Origin of the sequence: Agromyces sp. S2-1-8 (assembly GCF_021129215.1) — a bacterium.
GTDB classification, from domain to species: Bacteria; Actinomycetota; Actinomycetes; order Actinomycetales; family Microbacteriaceae; genus Agromyces; species Agromyces chromiiresistens.
Genome location: NZ_JAJOLP010000001.1, coordinates 652,472 through 668,345, shown reverse-complemented (window position 1 = coordinate 668,345; position 15,874 = coordinate 652,472). Strand labels below are relative to the sequence as shown.

Annotated in this window: 14 protein-coding genes and 1 tRNA gene; 5 read left to right on the top strand and 10 right to left on the bottom strand. The window is 69.8% G+C overall.

Features of this window, described 5'->3' with window-relative positions; all coding sequences use genetic code 11:
* Positions 1–12: 12 nt before the first annotated feature.
* From LR269_RS03010 to LR269_RS03000, 3 genes are read left to right on the top strand one after another with little or no spacing between them, the layout of a single operon-like run.
* Positions 13–816: a class E sortase gene (locus LR269_RS03010; protein WP_231429224.1), complete on the top strand. Its 804-nt coding sequence runs from the start codon at positions 13–15 to the stop codon at positions 814–816.
* Between the two features lie 2 nt (positions 817–818).
* Entirely contained in the window at positions 819–977 is a 159-nt protein-coding gene (locus LR269_RS03005) for a hypothetical protein (RefSeq protein WP_231429223.1), read from the top strand.
* Entirely contained in the window at positions 974–1,615 is a 642-nt protein-coding gene (locus tag LR269_RS03000) for an aminodeoxychorismate/anthranilate synthase component II (RefSeq protein ID WP_231429222.1), read from the top strand. Before LR269_RS03005 ends, LR269_RS03000 begins: the two co-directional genes overlap by 4 nt.
* A gap of 83 nt (positions 1,616–1,698) precedes the next feature.
* Here the strand turns inward: LR269_RS03000 and pknB are convergent, their stop codons facing one another.
* The 9 genes from pknB to LR269_RS02955 all read right to left on the bottom strand — a co-directional run bounded on the left by pknB (position 1,699) and on the right by LR269_RS02955 (position 13,969).
* Positions 1,699–3,393, bottom strand: coding sequence for a Stk1 family PASTA domain-containing Ser/Thr kinase (gene pknB / locus LR269_RS02995; protein ID WP_231429221.1), 1,695 nt, complete (start codon positions 3,391–3,393; stop codon positions 1,699–1,701).
* 74 nt (positions 3,394–3,467) lie between these two features.
* Positions 3,468–5,195 carry a protein kinase gene (locus LR269_RS02990; protein ID WP_231429220.1) on the bottom strand — a complete coding sequence of 576 codons (1,728 nt, stop codon included), beginning with the start codon at positions 5,193–5,195 and terminating at the stop codon, positions 3,468–3,470.
* Positions 5,192–6,646 (bottom strand): penicillin-binding protein 2, encoded by a 1,455-nt coding sequence (locus LR269_RS02985; protein ID WP_231429219.1) that lies wholly within the window; start codon positions 6,644–6,646, stop codon positions 5,192–5,194. Before LR269_RS02985 ends, LR269_RS02990 begins: the two co-directional genes overlap by 4 nt.
* Positions 6,643–7,977, bottom strand: a complete 1,335-nt coding sequence (locus tag LR269_RS02980; RefSeq protein ID WP_231432217.1) for an FtsW/RodA/SpoVE family cell cycle protein — start codon at positions 7,975–7,977, stop codon at positions 6,643–6,645. The genes LR269_RS02985 and LR269_RS02980 overlap by 4 nt, the downstream gene beginning before the upstream one ends.
* A 97-nt stretch (positions 7,978–8,074) precedes the next feature.
* Positions 8,075–9,307, bottom strand: a complete 1,233-nt coding sequence (locus LR269_RS02975) for a PP2C family serine/threonine-protein phosphatase (RefSeq protein WP_231429218.1) — start codon at positions 9,305–9,307, stop codon at positions 8,075–8,077.
* Between the two features lie 3 nt (positions 9,308–9,310).
* Positions 9,311–9,868: an FHA domain-containing protein gene (locus tag LR269_RS02970; RefSeq protein WP_231429217.1), complete on the bottom strand. Its 558-nt coding sequence runs from the start codon at positions 9,866–9,868 to the stop codon at positions 9,311–9,313.
* On the bottom strand, positions 9,865–10,599 hold the full coding sequence (locus LR269_RS02965; protein ID WP_231429216.1) for a DUF3662 and FHA domain-containing protein: 735 nt from the start codon (positions 10,597–10,599) through the stop codon (positions 9,865–9,867). The genes LR269_RS02970 and LR269_RS02965 overlap by 4 nt, the downstream gene beginning before the upstream one ends.
* Positions 10,600–10,664: 65 nt before the next feature.
* Complete coding sequence (locus LR269_RS02960) at positions 10,665–13,184, bottom strand: glycoside hydrolase family 65 protein (RefSeq protein WP_231429215.1); 2,520 nt, start codon at positions 13,182–13,184, stop codon at positions 10,665–10,667.
* Positions 13,181–13,969, bottom strand: a complete 789-nt coding sequence (locus LR269_RS02955; RefSeq protein ID WP_374201069.1) for an HAD family hydrolase — start codon at positions 13,967–13,969, stop codon at positions 13,181–13,183. The genes LR269_RS02960 and LR269_RS02955 overlap by 4 nt, the downstream gene beginning before the upstream one ends.
* Before the next feature lie 221 nt (positions 13,970–14,190).
* Here LR269_RS02955 and LR269_RS02950 point away from each other — a divergent pair.
* Positions 14,191–14,274: transfer RNA gene (locus LR269_RS02950), tRNA-Leu, on the top strand.
* 66 nt (positions 14,275–14,340) lie between these two features.
* On the opposite strand, the gene LR269_RS02945 is transcribed toward LR269_RS02950, so the two are convergent.
* Entirely contained in the window at positions 14,341–15,174 is an 834-nt protein-coding gene (locus LR269_RS02945; protein ID WP_231429214.1) for an alpha/beta fold hydrolase, read from the bottom strand.
* 142 nt (positions 15,175–15,316) lie between these two features.
* Between LR269_RS02945 and LR269_RS02940 the strand changes: the two genes are divergently transcribed.
* On the top strand, positions 15,317–15,826 hold the full coding sequence (locus LR269_RS02940) for a CGNR zinc finger domain-containing protein (protein WP_231429213.1): 510 nt from the start codon (positions 15,317–15,319) through the stop codon (positions 15,824–15,826).
* Positions 15,827–15,874 lie beyond the last annotated feature (48 nt).

Sequence of the window (15,874 nt, the reverse complement as noted above, 5' to 3'; positions counted from 1 at the left end):
AGAATCGCCGTTATGTCTGAGTCGCAGCCCGACGGCCGGCGTGCCGCGCGACGCGCGACGCGCGATCGGCACCGCGTCAGCGTGGTCGGCGTGCTCGGCGAGCTGCTGCTCACGGCGGGCGTGCTGATCCTGCTGTTCCTCGGCTGGCAGCTGTGGTGGAACGACGCGATCATGAACACCCAGCAGTCGCAGGCGGCCGGTGAGCAGAGCGCCGAATGGGCCGAAGCGTCGAAGGCCGAGCGCGGAGGAACGCCGCCCCCGGCGACGCCCGACCCCGGCGAGCCCGTCGTCGACACCACGGAGTACGGCAACGGCGAGGCGTTCGCGGTCATGTACGTGCCGCGCTTCGACAGCGAGGGCACGCACGACTCGGTGCGCAACATCGCGGAGGGCTACGGGCTCGACGTGCTCAACAGCTTCGACCTCGGCATCGGCCACTACCCCGGCACCCAGATGCCCGGCGAGGTCGGCAACTTCGCGATCGCGTCGCACCGCAGCGCGTACGGGGGCGGCATGCACGAGATCGAGCAGCTGCAGCTCGGCGACGCGATCTACATCCAGACGAAGGACGGCTGGTACACGTACCGGTTCCGCGACTTCGAGTACGTCACGCCGGCCACCACCGGGGTGCTGGCCGCAGTGCCGCACCATCCCGAGCTTCAGCCGACCGACCGCATCATCACGCTCACGAGCTGCAACCCGCTCTACTCGACGGCCGAGCGCATCATCGCGTACGGCGTGCTCGAGTCGTGGCAGCCGGGCGCCGACAACCCGCCCGCCGAGATCGCCTCGGTCGTCGCCGAATGGGGGAACTGAGCATGTACGGCGCGCTCTGGCGCATCCTTCCCGGACCGGCGTGGCTGCGCGTCATCCTGCTGCTGGTCCTCGCCGCAGCGGTCGTCTACGCGCTCTTCACGTGGGTGTTCCCCTGGGTCGACTCGATCCTCAACCCGATCAACGTCACGGTGGAAGAATGACCCGCATCCTCGTCATCGACAACTACGACAGCTTCGTCTACACGCTCAACGGCTACCTGCGCGAGCTCGGCGCGGAGACCGAGGTCGTGCGAAACGACGACTTCGGCGCCGCCGAGGTGCCCGCTCGCATCGCCGACTACGACGGCGTGCTCGTCTCGCCCGGCCCGGGCAAGCCGTCCGACGCGGGCGTGTCGATCGCGGTCGTCGAAGCTGCGCTCGCGGGCGGTCGGCCGCTGCTGGGCGTCTGCCTCGGCCATCAGGCGATCGCCGAGGCGTTCGGCGGTGTCGTCACCAACGCCGAAGAGCTCATGCACGGCAAGACCTCGCGGATCGAGCACGACGGCAGCCCGTTCTACGAGGGCGTGCCGCAGCCGTTCACGGCGACGCGCTATCACTCGCTCGCCGTGGTCGACGGCACGCTTCCGCCGTCGCTCGTCGTCACGAGTCGCACGCAGGGCGGCGTGATCATGGGGCTCCGCCACGTCGAGGCGCCCATCTTCGGTGTGCAGTTCCACCCCGAGTCGGTGCTCACCGAGGGTGGGTACCGCATGCTCGGCAACTGGCTCGCGGTCGCGGGCCTGCCCGAGGCGCGAGCTCGCGCCGAGCACCTGAGCCCGCTGGTGCGCGCGAGCGCCTGACGGCGAGGCGCGCCCGGGCCGGCACCCACCACGCTCCGGCAGGTGAGTTCGCCGAAGGCTCGCTGCTACCGCTCAGCCGAGGCTCAGCCCGCGCAGTAGGTCAGCTCGACCTCCGAGCCCTGCGGCACCTCGCCCGGCGCGAGCGACTGATGCGTGATGGGGGAGCCGGGCTCGGTGGGGCACGACGTGTCCTGGACCGGGGTGACGTTCAGTTGGCGGTCGTCGGCGGTGAGCAGGCCGACCGCGGCGTCGAGGGAGACGCCGATGACGTCGACCATCTCGACCTTGCCGTTCGACAGCGTGAACTCGACGGTCGAACCCTGCTCGACCGCCTTTCCGGCCTCGGGAATCGTGGAGAGCACGACGTCGGCCGCGACGGTCGCCGAGTTGACGCGCGTCTCCTTGCCGGGCTTCAGCCCGGCCGCTTCGAGCGCCTTCTTCGCCTCGTCGAGCGACATGTTGACGGTGTCGGGCACCTTCACGGCTTCGCGTCCCGTCGAGACGTAGACGGTGATCGCCTGCCCCGCGTTGACGATCTCGCCCTCAGCGGGCTCGGTGCCGATCACCTGGTCGGCCGGGACGGTCTCGTCCGTCTGGTCGACCTCGGTCGCGGGCAGCCCGAGCTTCTGCAGCTCCTCGACCGCCTGCTCGTAGGTCATGCCCGCGACGGCAGGCACCTTGCGCGCGCTCGAGGGTATCTCCTCGGTCGGCTGCAGATTGAACGCCCAGTACATCACCGCGATGACGATGACGATGACGCCGATGATGCCCGACCAGATCCAGATCGCCGGAGGGCGACGCTGGGTGCGCGACATGGTCTCGTCCTCGGTGAGCTGCCGCAGGGCGAGCTCCGAGCTCGAGAGCGACGCGGTCGGCGCGCCGAACAGCATCGTTGCCTGGTCGGGCTCACGATGCACCGGCACCCGACCGGATGCCGCGGTGTCGACGTCCGCGCGGAACTCCACCGCCGTCTGGTAGCGCTGGTCGCGGTTCTTCGCAAGGGCTCGCATGACGACCGCGTCGAGCGCCGGCGAGACCTTCGGGTTGATCACGCTCGGCTTGACCGGCCGCTCGCTCACGTGCTGGTAGGCGACCGCGACGGGCGTGTCACCGCGGAACGGCGGCCGCCCGGTGAGCAGCTCGAAGAGCACGACGCCGGTCGAGTAGAGGTCGGTGCGGGCATCGACCGTCTCGCCCTTCGCCTGCTCGGGTGAGAAGTACGACGCCGTTCCGAGGATCGCCGTCGTCTGGGCGACCGTCGTCGACGAGTCCGAGACCGCCCGGGCGATGCCGAAGTCCATGACCTTGACCTGGCCGGTCGTCGTGATCATGATGTTGCCCGGCTTGATGTCGCGGTGCACGACGCCTGCCCGGTGCGAGTACTCGAGCGCCGTGAGCACGCCGTCGATGACCCTGACGGCCGCGGCCGGCTCGAGCGGGCCGTCGTGGATGATGTCCTTGAGCAGGCGCCCCTCGACGAACTCCATGACGATGAACGGCAGCTGCACCTCGTGGCCGGAGGCATCGACCACCGTCTCTTCGCCGGCGTCGAACACCCGCACGATCGTGGGGTGCGCCATGCGAGCGGCCGACTGCGCCTCCTGGCGGAACCGCATGCGGAACGCCGGGTCGGTCGCGAGCTGGGGCTTCAGCAGCTTGACGGCGACCTGGCGGCCGAGCCGGGTATCGGTGCCGACGTGCACGTCGGACATGCCGCCGCGCCCGATGAGCGCGCCCACGCGGTAACGCCCGGCGAGGACGCGTCCTTCATCGTTCACGGTGTGCGGCTCCCTTCAGGCGGCTCGGCCGTTCGTCTCTACTGGCTACTGGTTGCGGATGCCTCGGCGCGGCGTCAGCCGCCGGTGCCGAGCTCGGTCGTGTCGGGGCCCTGGACGTCGGGAACCGCGACCTGCGTCGAACCTGCCGGCGATGCCGGCGAACTGAGGTCATCGCAGAAGTACACGTACGTGACCTTGATCGTCGACTTGTCGGCTGCATCGGCGTTCGCCGTCATGGTGGTGTCGGTGACGTCAGGGCGGAACTGTAGTTGCGGTGCGGTGACCGGGCCATCGACAGTGAGGGAGTATCCCGACACGGTTCGTCCCGCTGGGCATTGCGCAGCGTCCCACGAGACCGCGAACTCTTCGCCGGGCGCGACCGTTTCGGGCAGCGTCGGAGCCGCAGGGGCCGCCGGCTGCTCGACATCGGTGTAGTAGGTGATCGTCACCGAGGACCCGATCGGTACGGGACCGGTCGGGTTGACGTCGTAAACAAGGCCGACCTGGTCGGCCTTCATCGCAGCGTTGCCCGGCTGCGCGTTCGCGACCATACCGAGGTCGACGAGCTTGGCGCTCGCATCGTCCTTCGAGAGGCCGACGAAGTCGGCCGCGTTGATCTGCGCCGTCGTCGGGGCCTCGCTGGTGGGCGGGGGTGTGTCGGTCGGCGTCTGCGACTGCGTGGTCGCCGGCGTCTTCGTCGACGAGGTCTTCACCGGGTCCTTCTGGCCCGAGTTCAGAGCGAGCGCGATGATCGTGCCGATCAGCACGATCGCGAGCAGCGCGATGAGCACGATGAGCGGCCACGTCCACGGGCTGCGCTTCTTCTTCTCGCCCTCTTCTTCGCCCTCGGGCTCGCCGTCGGGGGCAGCTGTGGGCAGCACCGTCGTCGCGGCGGTCGCACCGGCCTGCGGCAGGAGCATCGTCGCCGCCGTGAGGCCGGCCGCGCCGAGCACGGCGGGCACCGCCGCCGCCGCGCCCTGCACGTCGCCGCGACGCAGGGCGGTCGCCGCCCGCGCGAGGTGCGCGGCCGACTGCGGACGGTCGGCCGGGTTCTTCGCGATGCACGAGTAGACGAGATTGCGCACCGGCTCGGACACCGTGACGGGGAGGTCGGGCGGCGTCTCGTTGATCTGCGCCATCGCGATCGCGACCTGCGACTCACCGGTGAACGGACGGCGACCCGCGAGCGCCTCGTACGCGACGATGCCGAGCGAGTAGATGTCGGTCGTCGGCGACGCCGGGTGACCCGACGCCTGCTCGGGCGAGAGGTACTGCACCGTGCCCATGACCTGGCCGGTCGCGGTGAGCGGCACCTGGTCGGCGATGCGCGCGATGCCGAAGTCGGTGATCTTCACGCGTCCGTCGGGCGTGATGAGCAGGTTGCCGGGCTTGATGTCGCGGTGCACGAGGCCCGCCGCGTGCGCGGCCTGCAGCGCCGCCGCGGTCTGCGCCACGATGTCGAGGACCTTGTCGGTCGAGAGCACGTGCTCGCGCTCGAGGATCGTCGACAGCGCCTCGCCGGGCACGAGCTCCATGACGAGGTAGGCGCTGCCCTCTTCCTCGCCGTAGTCGAAGACGTTCGCGATGCCCTCGTGGTTGACGAGCGCGGCGTGACGGGCCTCGGCGCGGAAGCGCTCGAGGAACCCGGGGTCGCCGAGGTACTCGTCCTTGAGGATCTTGATGGCGACCTGTCGGCCGATCACGAGGTCGGTGGCCTGCCACACCTCGCCCATCCCGCCGATCGCGATGCGGGATTGCAGTTCGTAGCGCCCCCCGAAGGTGAGCCCTGCGCTCGGTCTCATTTGTTCAGCACCGCCTCTAGTACCTGCTTTGCAATAGGTGCGGCAATCAGGTTGCCGTACCCCTCCTGGCCCATTCCTCCGCCGTCTTCCACGAGTACCGTGATCGCGTACTGAGGGTCGTCGGCGGGGGCGAATCCGGTGAACCACAAGGTATACGGGTCATCCTCGCCGTTCTCCGCAGTTCCGGTCTTACCGGCCACGCTGACGCCGTCTATTCTTGCATTACTCGCGGCCCCGTTCTCGACGCCGTTGACCATCATCTGCACCATTGTGCGCGCCGTCTCCTCGCTGATCGCGCGGCCGAACTCCGTCGCCTGGAACTCCTGCAGCGGGCGGAAGTCGGGGGCCGTGATCTGGTCGACGAGATTCGGGTTCATCACGATGCCGCCGTTCGCGATCGCGGCCGACACCATCGCCATCTGCATGGGCGTCGCGCGGACGCTGCCCTGGCCGAACGCGCTGAGCGCCGTCTGCGCGTCGTCGAGACCCTTCGGGTAGACGCTCGGCTCGGTCTCCGTCGGGATCGCGAACTCGTGGTCGAAGCCGAACTTCTCGGCCTGGTCGCGGATCGCGTTGTCGCCGAGCTCCACGCCGAGCTCCGCGAACGGGATGTTGCACGAGAGCCGGAGCGCGTCGGCGAGCGTGACCGTGGCACCCGGACCGCACGTGCCGCCGCCCGAGTTGCGCACGACCGACGACGAGCCGGGCAGGGTGTATTCGCCCGGGTTCGGGAAGGTCGACTCGGGCGTGTACTTGCCCGACTCGAGCGCCGCCGCCGTCACGACGAGCTTGAACACCGAGCCGGGCGGGTTCATGTCGCCGCCGGTGGCGCGGTTGTAGAGCGGATCGCTGGGGTCCTCGACGAGCGCGTTGTACGTCTCGAGCACCTGCTCGCCGTCGTGCACCGCGAGGGCGTTCGGGTCGTAGGTCGGCTTCGTGACCATCGCGAGGATGCGTCCGGTCGAGGGTTCGGTGACGATGACGGCGCCCGTGTAGTCGCCGAGCGCGTCCCACGCGGCCTGCTGCGCGACCGCGTCGATCGCGACCTCGACCGAGGCGCCCATCGGGTCCTGTCCGGAGATGAGGCGGTTGAGCTGGTCGAAGAACTGGCTCGACGACTGGCCGCTGAGGTAGTCGTTGAGCGAGCGCTCGAGGCCGGTCGCCTCGCCGTTGACCGGGATGTACCCCGTCACCGGGGCGTACAGCGGCCCGTTCGAGTAGACCCGCTGGAACCGGTAGAAGTCGTTCGACGGTTCCGAGAAGGCGATCGGGTCGCCCTTCACGAGGATGGGCCCTCGCTCGACCGAATAGCTCTCGTACAGTGTGCGCGAGTTGCGCGGGTCGGCGGCGAGCGAGTCGGCCTGGACGAACTGGATGATCGTCGACGACACCAGCAGCGTCAGGAACATGGCGAGTGCGAGCACCGAGACCCGCTTGAGTTCGCGGTTCATCCGTCGATCACCAGCCTCGGATGGTTGCGGACCGTATCGGACAGGCGCAGCAGCAGGGCCACGATCATCCAGTTGGCGACGAGCGACGAGCCGCCGGCCGCGAGGAACGGCGTCGTGAGGCCGGTCAGCGGGATGACGCGGGTGACGCCGCCCACGACGATGAAGACCTGCAGTGCGACGACGAACGCGAGGCCGACGCCGAGCAGCTTGCCGAAGTCGTCCTGCCCGGCGAACCCGATGCGGAAGCCGCGGGCCACGAAGAGCAGGTAGAGCGAGAGGATCGCGAAGATGCCGGCCAGCCCGAGCTCCTCGCCGAGCGAGGCCATGATGTAGTCGCTCTGCGCGACCGGGGTGATGTCGGGCCTGCCCTGGCCCCAGCCCGTGCCGATGAGTCCGCCGTTCGCGAGCCCGAACAGGCCCTGCACGAGCTGGTAGCTGCCGCCGATCTCGGCGCTGAACCGGTCGTCGGCGAACGGGTCGAGCCAGTTCGCGAAGCGGTTGCCCACGTAGCCGAGCGTCTGGCTCGCGATGATCGCGCCGGCGAAGAAGAGCGAGAGGCCGAGCACGACCCACGAGATGCGGCTCGTCGCGACGTAGAGCATGACGAGGAAGAGCCCGAAGTAGAGCAGGGCGGTGCCGAGGTCGCGCTGGAACACGATGACCGCCATCGAGAGCGCCCAGACGACGAGCAGCGGGCCGAGGTCGCGGGCCCGGGGGAACTTCATGCCGAGGAACTTCGTGCCCACCATCGACAGGGAGTCGCGGTTGCGCACGAGGTAGCCGGCGAAGAACACCGCGAGGGCGATCTTCGCGATCTCACCGGGCTGGAAGGTGGCGATGTCGCCGATGCCGATCCACACCCGTGCGCCGTACACCTCGCGGCCGAGACCCGGGATGAGCGGAAGGAGCAGCAGCACGATGGCCGCGAGCCCGGAGACGTACATGTACTTGAACAGCACCCGGTGGTTGCGGATCACCATGATCACCACGATCGCGGCGATGATCGCGATCGCGCTCCACGCGATCTGGCGCACCGCAGCGCTCTCCCAGCCCGCCTCGTTGTTCGCGATGTCGATGCGGTAGATCATCGCGATGCCGAGGCCGTTGAGCACGGTCGCGATCGGCAGCAGGAACGGGTCGGCGTCGCGTGCGACGAACCGCATCGCGAAGTGCAGGCCGAACACGAGCAGCGAGAGCCCGGCGCCGAGCAGTACGAGCTGGGTGTCGACGCGGCCGAGCGCCCCGAGCTGCACGAGCACGATCGCGGACGCGTTGATGACGCAGGCCACGGCGAGCAGCCAGAACTCGAGGTTGCGCAGCTTCTGCGGCATCCGGATTCTGCGGACCCCGCTGGGCGGGGTCGTCGGCTTGGCGGGCGTGCCGCCGTCGCCGGCGGTCACGACGCCCTGCGTGGGCAAGTCGGAGCGGTCAGTCAAGGGACGCCTCCAATCGCTCCACGATCTGGGATGCCTCGGCGAGCGAGCCCGCGCTGATGGTCTGCTCGACGCGCTGCTGGTCGTACGTGCGCAGCTCGGACACGTCGATCTCGGTCTCGCGGTGCAGCTCGTGCAACGAGATGGGGCCGAGATTCTGCTGGATGCCCTGGTAGATGGCCACCCGGCCGTTCGACTCGCCGACGTAGTAGCGCGTCTGCGTCCACTGGTAGCCGAGCACGACGGCCGCGACGATCGCGGCGACGAAGAGCGTGATCCACACGCCCCACACGATGCGGCGGCGGCGCCGCCGGCGCTCGTCCTCCTCGATCAGCTCGTCGAAGTAGTCGGCCGAGTCGGGCTCGAAGTGCGTCTCCTGCACCGGGTGCGGCCGGAACGGCGTCAGGCGGATGCCCCGGGGCTTCACGGGCTCGGCGGCGGCGCCGAACGCGAGCGGGGCGGCGGCGGAGCCGACGATGAGCGGCGGCGTCGCCGGGGCGGCGGGCTCGCCGATGTCGACCACGACCACCGTGACGTTGTCGGGTGCGCCGCCGTCGAGCGCAGCCTTGACGAGTCGGTCGGCGACCGGCTTGGCGCCCGCCTCGGAGGACATGAGCTCGTGGATGTCGTCGAACGCGACGACGCCCGAGAGTCCGTCGGAGCAGAGCATCCAGCGGTCGCCCTCGCGGGTGTCGAGCACCATCTGGTCGATCTCGGGCGACGCCTCGACATCGCCGAGCACGCGCATGAGCACCGAACGACGGGGGTGCACCATCGCCTCTTCGGCCGTGATGCGGCCGGCGTCGACGAGCCGCTGCACGAAGGTGTGGTCGGTCGAGATCTGGCTGAGCTCGCCCGAACGGAGCAGGTAGATGCGCGAGTCGCCGATGTGCGAGATCACGATGCGGTCGCCCAGGTGCAGCATGGCGCTCACGGTCGTGCCCATGCCGGTGAGCTCGGAGTGCTCGGCGACGGTCTCGGCGAGCCGGCGGTTGGCCGCGATCAGGGCGCCCTCGAGCGCGGCGGCGGCCTCGGGGGCGCTGTCGTAGTCGAGGTCGGCGTCGGCGATGCGCCGCGTCGCGATCGCGCTCGCGACGTCGCCGCCCGCGTGACCGCCCATGCCGTCGGCGACGAGGAACAACCGGCGTCCGGCGTAGCCGGAGTCCTGGTTGTTCGAGCGGATGCGCCCGACATGCGAGACCGCTGCGCTCGCCTTGACCGCCGGCATCGGTTACCGCCGCAGCTCGAACGTCGTCGCGCCGACCTTGACGGTGGCTCCGAGCGGGATGGGCGTGGGCACGGTCACTCGGGAGCCGTTGAGGAAGGTGCCGTTCGTCGAGTCGAGGTCCTGGATCATCCACCGGCCGTTCCACAGCATGAGCCGGGCATGGTGGGTCGAGGTGTAGTCGTCGCGGATGATGATCGCCGAGTCGCTCGACCGGCCGATCGTGATCTCGTCGGTGCCGAGCGGGAACTCGGTGCCCGACTTCGCGCCGTTCGTGATGATCAAGCGCCGCGCGTTGTCGCTCGAGGCGAGCTCGCCGTTGCCGCCGGACGGCGGCGTCGTGACCGCCTCAGTCGGCGCGGCCGCCGCGGCCGGCGCGGATGCGACCGGCGAGCTCGGGAACGAACTCGCCGTCGGTGCGGACGCGGCCGCCGCGTCGGGCTGGAGCTTGCGCACGCGCTGGCCGAACAGGTCGCTGCGCAGCGCGTACACGATCGCGAAGATGAACACCCACAGGAGCAGCAGGAACGCGAGCTGGAGGACGAGGAGGGTCAGTTCGCTCATACGGTCGGCCCCCAGAATCCGCCCATGTCGTGACGACGGGTGGCCGACGGCGGCTCGCCGCCGCCGGCGGCCTGGGCGAGCACGCGGAACACGATGCGCGATCGCCCGATCGTGATGACGGAGTCGGGTGGCAGGATGGCCTCCTTCACGGGGGCGCCGTCGAGCTGGGTGCCGTTGGTCGAGCCGAGGTCGCGCACGCGGGCGCGCGATCCGTCCCACTGGACCTCGGCGTGGCGGCGCGAAGCGCCCGAGTCGTCGAGGGTGACGTCGGCCTCCGAGCCGCGGCCGATGACCGTGCGGCCCTTGATGATCGGGTAGCGCTTGCCGTTGACGTCGAGCACCGGGGTCCAGGCCACCTGGCCCTTCACGTTCTGCGAGTCCACCTGCACCATGCCGACGCTGAGGCCCTCGTCGGACCGGAGCGCGATCGTGATGCCGCCGGCGAACTGGAAGTGCTGGCTCGCCGCGTGCTTCTGCACGAGGTCGACCAGCTCGTCGATGAGTGCGGGACCGAGCCCCGACATGTGCTCGTGGTCGGTCGGCGACATGCGCACGACGAAGTTGTTCGGCACGAGCACGCGGTCGCGCGAGACCACGGCCGCCTTCGTGTCGATCTCGCGCTTGAGCGCCGAGGTGATCTCGACCGGTTGCAGCCCCGAACGGAAGGTCTTCGCGAACGCGCCGTTCACGGCGCGCTCGAGACCTTTCTCGAAGTTGTCCAGTAGGCCCACAGGTCTCCCGATTCCGGTGTCTGACTTCGCGTCATGTTAGCGCGAGCGGCTGGAAACACCCCGGATCAGTCGATCGGGATGACGGTTTCGATGTCGTCGGCGTCGAGCGACAGGGTCGGGATGGACGCCGTGAGCAGGGTACCGTCGGCCCGGCGCGTGCCCGCGACATCCTGCATCGTCGGCGAGCCGTAGAGCCGCGGCCCCTGGCCGTCGAGCGGCACCGACACCGGCGCGTCCGCCGTCACCGTCACCTCGACGCCGCGCACCGAGAGCGTCGCGGCGGTGCCGGCTTCGACCGTGAACGCGATCTGCTCGGGGGTCAGCTCGACGCGGACGCGGGTGCCGAGCACGGTGACCCTGAAGGTGAGCCCCGTCCAGCCGTCGGGCAGGCGCGGGTCGAACGTGAACCGGCCGCCGTGGTCGCGGAATCCGCCGAAGCCCGAGACGAGCGCCGACCACACGCCGCCCGTCGAGGCGACGTGCACGCCGTCGGCCGCGTTGTGGTGCAGGTCGGCGAGGTCGACGAACAGGGCCGATCGGAAGTACCGCATCGCGAGCTCGTGGTAGCCGACCTCGGCCGCGACGATCGACTGCACGACCGCCGACAGCGTCGAGTCGCCCGTCGTCAGCGGGTCGTAGTACTCGAAGTTCGCGCGCTTCGCCTCGGCCGTGAATCGGTCGCCCTGCAGGTAGAGGGCGAGCACCACGTCGGCCTGCTTGAGCACCTGGAAGCGGTAGATGACGAGAGGGTGGTAGTGCAGCAGCAGCGGACGCCGGTCGTCGGGCGTGTTCTCGAGGTCCCACAGCTCCTTCTGCAGGAACGCCGAATCCTGCGGGTGGATGCCGAGCTGCTCGTCGTAGGGGATGTGCATGTGCGCCGCCGCGCGCCGCCAGCTCGCGACCTCGGCCGGCGTGACGCCGAGTCGATCGACGAGCCGGTGGTAGGCCGCCGCATCGTTCACCTGCAGGTTGTCGACCGCGCCCGCCGCGGCCGCGAGGTTCGCGCGCGCCATGACGTTCGTGTAGAGGTTGTCGTTCACGACGGTCGTGTACTCGTCGGGACCGGTGACGCCGTGGATGTGGAACACGTCGTCGGCGTTCGACCGCCAGAAGCCGAGGTCCTCCCACATGCGGGCGGTCTCGACGAGGACGTCGATCGCGCCCCGGCCGAGGAAGTCGTCGTCGCCGGTCGCGGCGACGTACTGGCACAGGGCGAAGGCGATGTCGGCGTCGATGTGGTACTGCGCCGTGCCCGCCGCGTAGTACGCGCTCGACTCGAGGCCGTTGATCGTGCGCCACGGGAAGAGTGCTCCGCGCTGGTTGAGCTCGAGCGCCCGGGCGCGCGCGGCGTCGAGCATGCGCTGCCGGAAGCGCAGCACGTTGCGGGCGACGATCGGCGCCGTGTACGTGAGGAACGGCAGGACGTAGATCTCCGAGTCCCAGAAGTAGTGCCCGCCGTAGCCGGAGCCCGACACGCCCTTGGCCGCGACCCCGCCGCCGTCGGTGCGCGCCGTGGCCTGCGCGAGCTGGAACAGGTTCCAGCGCGTCGCCTGCTGCAGCATCGGCCGGCCCGCGATCTCGACGTCGGAGCGGCCCCAGAAGTCGTCGAGCCACGACCGCTGCTGCGCGAACAGCTCGCCCGTGCCGATCTCGGCGGCCCGGTCGAGCGTGCGATCGCAGCGGTCGGCGAGCTCGCGCGCGGGCACCTTGCGCGCCGTGTGGTAGCTGATCGTCTTCGTGATGCGGATCGGCATGCCCTGCTTCGCCTGCACCCGGTACACGTGCTTCGCGAGGTCGTCGCCGATCGTGCCGCTCTCGGTGAACGGGTTGTCGGTCGTGATCGCGTGCTCGGCGCCCACGGCGAGGGTCATGCTCGAGTTCGTGCACTGGTAGCCGAGCATGTAGCGGCCGCCCTCGGTGCGCTTGACGCGCGGCTGCAGCACCCGGTCGTTGAACTGCTCGGCCTTGCGCGGATCGAAGGCGCCGGGGGTCTGCGCCTCCTGCTGGACGCCAGAGCGGTACTCGTCGCGGCCGTCCTGGCGGTTGAGGATCTGGCTCGAGATCGTCACGGCGGCGTCGGCGTCGAGCAGTTCGACCTCGTAGTCGACGACCGCGAGGTGCCGGTCGGTGAAGCTCGTCATGCGACGGCTCGTGATGAGCACGCGCTTTCCGGCCGGCGTGCGCCACTCGATCGACCGGCTCAGCGCGCCGAGGCGGAAATCGAGTCGCCGCTCGTACGAGAGCAGCTCGGCCTCGGTGAGCACGAGCGGCTCGTCGTCGACGTAGAGCCGGATGATCTTCGCGTCGGGCGCGTTCACGATCGTCTGCCCGACCCGCGCGAAGCCGAACGCCTCCTCCGCGTGGCGGATCGGCCACGTCTCGTGGAAGCCGTTCACGAACGTGCCGTGCATGTGGCCGTCGCGGCCCTCTTCGACGTTGCCGCGGAGGCCCAGGTAGCCGTTGCCCACGGCGAAGAGGGTCTCGGTGCGGCCCATGTCGGACTCGCCGAACTCGGTCTCGACGAGCGCCCACTCGTCGACCGGGAACCTGCTGCGGTTCAGGGGGTCGTCGTCGGCGAACCTCATGTGGTGTCCTTCCGGTTCGGATCGAGATCGGGGATCAGCTCGTCGAGCTCGTCGACCACGACATCGGCGCCGAGACGCTCGAGCACGTCGCGACCGACCCCGCGGTCGACGCCGACGACGAGCCCGAAGTCGCCCGCCGCGCCCGACTTCACGCCCGACTCGGCGTCTTCGACGACGGCGCACGCGGTGGTCGGCAGGCCGAGCAGCTCGGCGGCGCGCTCGTACGTGTCGGGGGCGGGCTTGCCGGGCAGTCCCTCGCGGGCCGCGACGGCACCGTCGACGACGACCTCGAAGCGGTCGGCGATGCCCGCCGCCTCGAGCACGGACGGCGCGTTCTTCGAGCTGGAGACGACGGCCACGAGGCATCCGGCCGCCTGCACCGCGTCGAGGAAGGCGACGCTCGCCGGATACGGCGCGACGCCCTCGTCGGCCAGCGTCTCGTTGAAGGCGGCGTTCTTGCGGTTGCCGAGCCCGCACACGGTGTCGGCCTCGGGGGGATCGGCGGGTGTGCCCTCGGGCACGTGGATGCCTCGGCTCTCGAGCAGGCTCCGCACCCCGTCGTAGCGCGGCTTTCCGTCGATGTACGCGAAGTAGTCGGCGTCGGTGTACGGCGCGGCGCCGTGCGCCTCGAGGTAGGGGGTGAAGAGGCGCGACCACGCGTGCATGTGCACGATCGCGGTCGGGGTGAGCACGCCGTCGAGGTCGAAGAGCCAGCCGCGGATGTCGCGGGGCCGGGTCGCGCGTTCGGATCGCTCGTCGGGGGTGGAGGTGGGGAGATGGGTCACGGGGCGCTCCTTTCGTCGCATCGGTCGGTGGGCGCCGGTACCCGGGGTTCCGATGCTATTCCCGGCCGGCCGACGGGCGCGAGGCCGGTGCGCGACTCGGAGCGGATGCCAAGGGTTCTGCTCCGGGCGGGTCGAAGGGGTGCGGAGGCGTCTCGAATGGAGTTGTCGGCCGCGAGGTGTTAGGCTCTCGTGGCTGGACGCACTACGGTGCGACCGCACATGCGCGAGTGGCGGAATTGGCAGACGCGCTGGCTTCAGGTGCCAGTACTCGCAAGGGTGTGGGGGTTCAAGTCCCCCCTCGCGCACGAACAGAAGAGCCCCCGCGGTCGCGGGGGCTCTTCGTCGTTCGAGGATGGTTCCCTCGGCCGGGTCTACTTCGCGAGGAAGGCGAGCAGCGCCTCGGTGACCTCGTCGCCGTGCGTCCAGAGCAGCCCGTGCGGCGCGCCCTCGATCTCGACGTAGTCGGCAGCGGGGAGTCGCTTCACGAACTCGCGGGCGGTCGAGTCGATCGGGAGGATGCGGTCGGCGGTGCCGTGCAGGATGAGGCTCGGCACCTCGACCTTCGCGATGTCGTCGCGGAAGTCGGTGAGCCAGGACTGCACGACCGCCGACGAGGCGTACCAGGAGGCGCCCGCCGCCGTGTTCCAGCTCGCGCGGACGGCCGCATCGCTGATGCGGCTGCCGAGCGTCTCGTCGAGGTTGTAGAAGTTCTGGAAGAACTCGTCGAACCAGGCGTAGCGGTCGGCCTTCGCCGCCTGCTCGATGCCGGCGAAGACCTCGGCGGGAACGCCGGCCGGGTTGTCGTCGGTCTGCAGCAGGAACGGCTCGAGCGAGGCGAGGAAGGCGGCCTTCGCGATGCGCTCGCCGCCGTACGCACCGAGGTAGCGGCCGAGCTCGCCCGTGCCCATCGAGAAGCCGACGAGCACGACGTCGCGCAGGTCGAGTGTCTCGAGCACCGCCTTCAGGTCGTGGGCGAACGTGTCGTAGTCGTAGCCGGTGGTGGGCTGGCTGGACTTGCCGAAGCCTCGCCGATCGTAGGTGATCACGCGGTAGCCGGCCTCGAGCAGCGCGGCCGACTGCTTCTCCCACGATGCGCCGCTGAGCGGGTAGCCGTGGATCAGCACGACCGGCTGCCCGGACCCGTGGTCCTCGTAGTACAGGTCGATGTTCTGCGAGTTCTCGGTTCCGACGGTGATGTACGACATGGGGTCCTCCTGGGTTCCTTCCGGTATAACTGGATTGCAGTTTCAATCCGGTTAGTTCTGGTGTGGATGCAACGCTATAACCCCATCGCTATTCCGTGCAAGTTAGAATTGGGGAACACCGGATGAACCCCGAGGAGCCGTCATGACCGAGCCCGTCGCCACCGCAGGGCTGCTGCTCGACCTCGTCAACTCGCGACTCGTCTACGACGATCGGGTCGACGACGAACTCGACGACGAGCGGGGGGCGGCTTGGCTGCGTGCCCACGGAGTCCCCGCCGAGGCATCCGACCTCGACGACGCCCGAGCGGTGCGCGACGCGCTCGTCGCGGTGCTGCGCGGCACCCGCTCGCCGGATGCGCTCGAGCCCTGGCTCGTGGCGATGACCCGCCGGCCCGAGCTCGCCGCCGAGGGAGGGCTCGTCTGGCGCGACCGCGACGAGGCGGGCCGCCGCATCGGCGGTGCCGCCATCCGTGAGTGGGCGGCGCTGCAGTCCCCGTCGGGGTCGCGCATCCGGCCGTGCGCCGCGCCCGACTGCCAGCACTTCTTCATCGACACGAGTCGCGGCAACGCGCGGCGGTGGCACTCGATGGAGAGCTGCGGCAACCGTGAGAAGGCACGTCGCCACTACGCGAAGGCCGTCACTGCGGGCTGAGCCGCCCGAGCTCGGCGAACGGGCAGGCCTGCCCATTGCGCCACTGGG